Origin of the sequence: Bombilactobacillus bombi (assembly GCF_013607485.1) — a bacterium.
Taxonomy (GTDB): Bacteria; Bacillota; Bacilli; order Lactobacillales; family Lactobacillaceae; genus Bombilactobacillus; species Bombilactobacillus bombi_A.
The window spans coordinates 1-5,017 of record NZ_SCHP01000068.1 but is presented as its reverse complement, the minus strand read 5'-3'; the positions used below and the strand labels follow the sequence as shown (position 1 = coordinate 5,017).

The following is a 5,017-nucleotide window of genomic DNA, read 5'->3' as shown; positions in this document are numbered from 1 at the left end:
AGCGTGGCAGCGTCCTAGCCTCGCAGGTAGTTTCCCACCAACTACTCTCGGCGCTGAGAAGCTTAACTTCTGTGTTCGACATGGTTACAGGTGTATCCTTCCCGCTGTCGCCACCACACTGTCTTCTCTGAAAGAACTTCCTTCGTCCTCTCAAAACTGAATATTAAGAGTGTCCTACACCTTCTTTACTCCTGCGCTCGGTTAAGCCCTCGACCGATTAGTATTGCTCCGCTCCAATTATCACTAACCTTCCACGCGCAACCTATCTACCTCATCTTCTCTGAGGGGTCTTACTTCATTACTGAATGGGAAATCTCATCTTGAGGTGGGTTTCACACTTAGATGCTTTCAGCGTTTATCCCTTCCATACGTAGCTACCCAGCTATGCCCTTGGCAGAACAACTGGTTCACCAGTGGTATGTCCATCCCGGTCCTCTCGTACTAAGGACAGATCCTCGCAAATTTCCTCCGCCCGCGACGGATAGGGACCGAACTGTCTCACGACGTTCTGAACCCAGCTCGCGTACCGCTTTAATGGGCGAACAGCCCAACCCTTGGGACCGACTACAGCCCCAGGATGCGATGAGCCGACATCGAGGTGCCAAACCTCCCCGTCGATGTGAACTCTTGGGGGAGATAAGCCTGTTATCCCCAGGGTAGCTTTTATCCGTTGAGCGATGGCCCTTCCATACGGTGCCACCGGATCATTAAGCCCGACTTTCGTCCCTGCTCGACTTGTCTGTCTCACAGTCAAGCTCCCTTCTGCCTTTACACTCTGCGAATGATTTCCAACCATTCTGAGGGAACCTTTGGGCGCCTCCGTTACTGTTTAGGAGGCGACCGCCCCAGTCAAACTGCCCACCTGACACTGTCTCCCGCCATGCTTCAATGGCGCGGGTTAGAACCTTCATCTAACAAGGGTAGTATCCCACCAGCGCCTCCGCCGATACTAGCGTACCGGCCTCTTCGGCTCCTACCTATCCTGTACATGTTACACAAAAATTCAATATCAAGCTACAGTAAAGCTCCATGGGGTCTTTCCGTCCTGTCGCGGGTAACCCGCATCTTCACGGGTATTATAATTTCACCGAGTCTATTGTTGAGACAGTGCCCAAATCATTACGCCTTTCGTGCAGGTCGGAACTTACCCGACAAGGAATTTCGCTACCTTAGGACCGTTATAGTTACGGCCGCCGTTTACTGGGGCTTCAATTCAAACCTTCGCTTACGCTAAGCTCTCCTCTTAACCTTCCAGCACCGGGCAGGCGTCAGCCCCTATACGTCATCTTTCGATTTGGCAGAGACCTGTGTTTTTGATAAACAGTTGTTTGGGCCTTTTCACTGCGGCTGGCTGTTAAACCAGCACCCCTTCTCCCGAAGTTACGGGGCCATTTTGCCGAGTTCCTTAACAATAGTTCTCTCGCTCACCTTAGAATTCTCTTCTCGACTACCTGTGTCGGTTTGCGGTACGGGTAACCAGTTCCTCACTAGAAGCTTTTCTTGGCAGTGTGACTCTCATGCTTCGCTACTTTAATTTTCGCTCCCCATCACAGCTTGTCCTTAGTTATAAGCATTTGACTCATTACCAGACTCGCTGCTTGGACATGCTTTTCCAGCTGCATGCTCACGTTTATCTCCTGCGTCCCTCCATTGTTCAAACGGTTCTGATTAGTACAGGAATCTCAACCTGTTTTCCATCGGCTACGCCTTTCGGCCTCGTCTTAGGTCCCGACTAACCCTGGGCGGACGAGCCTTCCCCAGGAATCCTTAGTCTTTCGGTGGACCAGATTCTCACTGGTCTTGCGCTACTCATACCGGCATTCTCACTTCTAAGAACTCCACTAGTCCTCACGATCTAGCTTCTTCGCTCTTACAACGCTCTCCTATCGCATATCATTTCTGATACACCCACAGTTTCGGTACCATACTTAGCCCCGGTACATTTTCGGCGCAGAGTCACTCGACTAGTGAGCTATTACGCACTCTTTAAATGCATTGCTGCTTCTAAGCCAACATCCTAGTTGTCTAGGCAGCTCCACTTCCTTTTCCACTTAGTATGGATTTTGGGACCTTAACTGGTGATCTGGGCTGTTCCCCTTTCGACTACGGATCTTATCACTCATAGTCTGACTCCCGGGTATAGATCAATGGCATTCGGAGTTTATCTGAATTCAGTAACCCAAGCTGGGCCCCTAGTCCAAACAGTGCTCTACCTCCATGATCCTCTTCCCCGAGGCTAGCCCTAAAGCTATTTCGGAGAGAACCAGCTATCTCCAAGTTCGTTTGGAATTTCACCGCTACCCACACCTCATCCCCGCAATTTTCAACTTACGTGGGTTCGGTCCTCCAGTGCGTTTTACCGCACCTTCAACCTGGACATGGGTAGGTCACTTGGTTTCGGGTCTACGTCATCTTACTTGCCGCCCTCTTCAGACTCGCTTTCGCTTCGGCTCCGTCTTCTCAACTTAACCTCGCAAGCTAACGTAACTCGCCGGTTCATTCTACAAAAGGCACGCCATCACTCTTTAACGAGCTCTGACTACTTGTAGGCACACGGTTTCAGGATCTATTTCACTCCCCTCCCGGGGTGCTTTTCACCTTTCCCTCACGGTACTAGTTCTCTATCGGTCACTAGGGAGTATTTAGCCTTGGGAGATGGTCCTCCCAGATTCCGACGGGGTTTCACGTGCCCCGCCGTACTCAGGATCCTGGTTGAGTGCCTCCGATTTCGTCTACAAGACTGTCACTTTCTTTGGTGCAGCTTCCCAACTGCTTCGACTATCTTCGGCCTTTTTCCTCGTCTACCAGTCCTACTACCCCACCAGGCAAGCCTGATGGTTTGGGCTCTTTCCGTTTCGCTCGCCGCTACTCAGGAAATCGATTTTTCTTTCTCTTCCTGTGGCTACTTAGATGTTTCAGTTCACCACGTCTTCCCCACATTATCTACTTCATTTCAACAATGTGTGACTGAGCTTGACCTCAGCCGGGTTCCCCCATTCGGATATCTCCGGTTCTTCGCTTACTTACAGCTCCCCGAAGCATTTCGGTGTTCGTTCCGTCCTTCTTCGGCTCCTAGTGCCTAGGCATCCACCGTGCGCCCTTATTATCTTAACCTGTTTTTACTTCTTTTTCTTACTTCTTGAATCTCTCGATTCGCGCAGTTTCTTTCGGTGTTTTTCTGTTTCTTCTCTTAATATTCAGTTTTCAAAGTACGAAGTTCTGAGAGCTGAACTCTCAAAACTGAACAAAGTTTCCACAAAAGTGCTTCCGTTTTCTTTTCCTTAGAAAGGAGGTGATCCAGCCGCAGGTTCTCCTACGGCTACCTTGTTACGACTTCACCCTAATCATTTGTCCCACCTTAGACGGCTGGCTCCCTTACGGGTTACCCCACCGGCTTTGGGTGTTACAAACTCTCATGGTGTGACGGGCGGTGTGTACAAGGCCCGGGAACGTATTCACCGCGGCATGCTGATCCGCGATTACTAGCGATTCCAGCTTCATGCAGGCGAGTTGCAGCCTGCAATCCGAACTGAGAATGGTTTTAAGAGATCTGCTTGCCCTCGCGAGTTCGCTTCTCATTGTACCATCCATTGTAGCACGTGTGTAGCCCAGGTCATAAGGGGCATGATGATTTGACGTCGTCCCCACCTTCCTCCGGTTTGTCACCGGCAGTCTCACTAGAGTGCCCAACTTAATGCTGGCAACTAGTAACAAGGGTTGCGCTCGTTGCGGGACTTAACCCAACATCTCACGACACGAGCTGACGACAACCATGCACCACCTGTCTTCCTGTCCCCGAAGGGAACATCTAATCTCTTAGACTTGCAGGAGATGTCAAGACCTGGTAAGGTTCTTCGCGTTGCTTCGAATTAAACCACATGCTCCACCGCTTGTGCGGGCCCCCGTCAATTCCTTTGAGTTTCAACCTTGCGGTCGTACTCCCCAGGCGGAGTGCTTAATGCGTTTGCTGCAGCACTGAGAGGCGGAAACCTCCCAACACTTAGCACTCATCGTTTACGGCATGGACTACCAGGGTATCTAATCCTGTTCGCTACCCATGCTTTCGAGCCTCAGCGTCAGTTACAGACCAGAGAGCCGCCTTCGCCACTGGTGTTCTTCCATATATCTACGCATTTCACCGCTACACATGGAGTTCCACTCTCCTCTTCTGCACTCAAGTCTGCCAGTTTCTGTTGCTCTTCCTCAGTTAAGCTGAGGGCTTTCACATCCAGACTTAACAGACCGCCTGCGCTCCCTTTACGCCCAATAAATCCGGACAACGCTTGCCACCTACGTATTACCGCGGCTGCTGGCACGTAGTTAGCCGTGACTTTCTGGTTGATTACCGTCACAATGTGAGCAGTTACTCTCACACCCGTTCTTCTTCAACAACAGGATTTTACGATCCGAAAACCTTCTTCATCCACGCGGCGTTGCTCCATCAGACTTTCGTCCATTGTGGAAGATTCCCTACTGCTGCCTCCCGTAGGAGTTTGGGCCGTGTCTCAGTCCCAATGTGGCCGATTACCCTCTCAGGTCGGCTACGTATCATCGCCTTGGTGAACCGTTACTCCACCAACTAGCTAATACGCCGCAGGTCCATCCTAAAGTGACAGCCGAAACCGTCTTTCAACTTACTCTCATGTGAGTGTAAGGTTTATGCGGTATTAGCACCTGTTTCCAGATGGTATCCCCCGCTTTAGGGTAGGTTACCTACGTGTTACTCACCCATCCGCCGCTCGTTCCATCAGTTCCATCCGAAGACTTCCCTGACTTCCCGCGCTCGACTTGCATGTATTAGGCACGCCGCCAGCGTTCGTCCTGAGCCAGGATCAAACTCTCAGTTTTTGATTGTTCTTTTCTTGCTCATGACTTGAACTTAGCGTTCTTGTCTTTTCTTTATTGTTTCTCATTGACAGGTTCTTTTGAACCCTGCACTTTTGCGTTTAGAAACTTTATTCAGTTTTCAAAGTTCACCTCGCTGCCATGTAGCAGCTGTTTTATTATATCAGCTACT

Annotated in this window: 3 rRNA genes; all 3 read right to left on the bottom strand. The window is 50.4% G+C overall.

Features of this window, described 5'->3' with window-relative positions:
- Position 1: 1 nt before the first annotated feature.
- Positions 2 to 118, bottom strand: a 5S ribosomal RNA gene (gene rrf, locus EQ827_RS07795).
- Positions 119 to 197: 79 nt separating this feature from the next.
- A 23S ribosomal RNA gene (locus EQ827_RS07790) occupies positions 198 to 3,114 on the bottom strand.
- Between the two features lie 171 nt (positions 3,115 to 3,285).
- Positions 3,286 to 4,848, bottom strand: a 16S ribosomal RNA gene (locus EQ827_RS07785).
- Together the 16S, 23S and 5S rRNA genes form the textbook arrangement of a ribosomal RNA operon.
- Between the last annotated feature and the right edge of the window lie 169 nt (positions 4,849 to 5,017).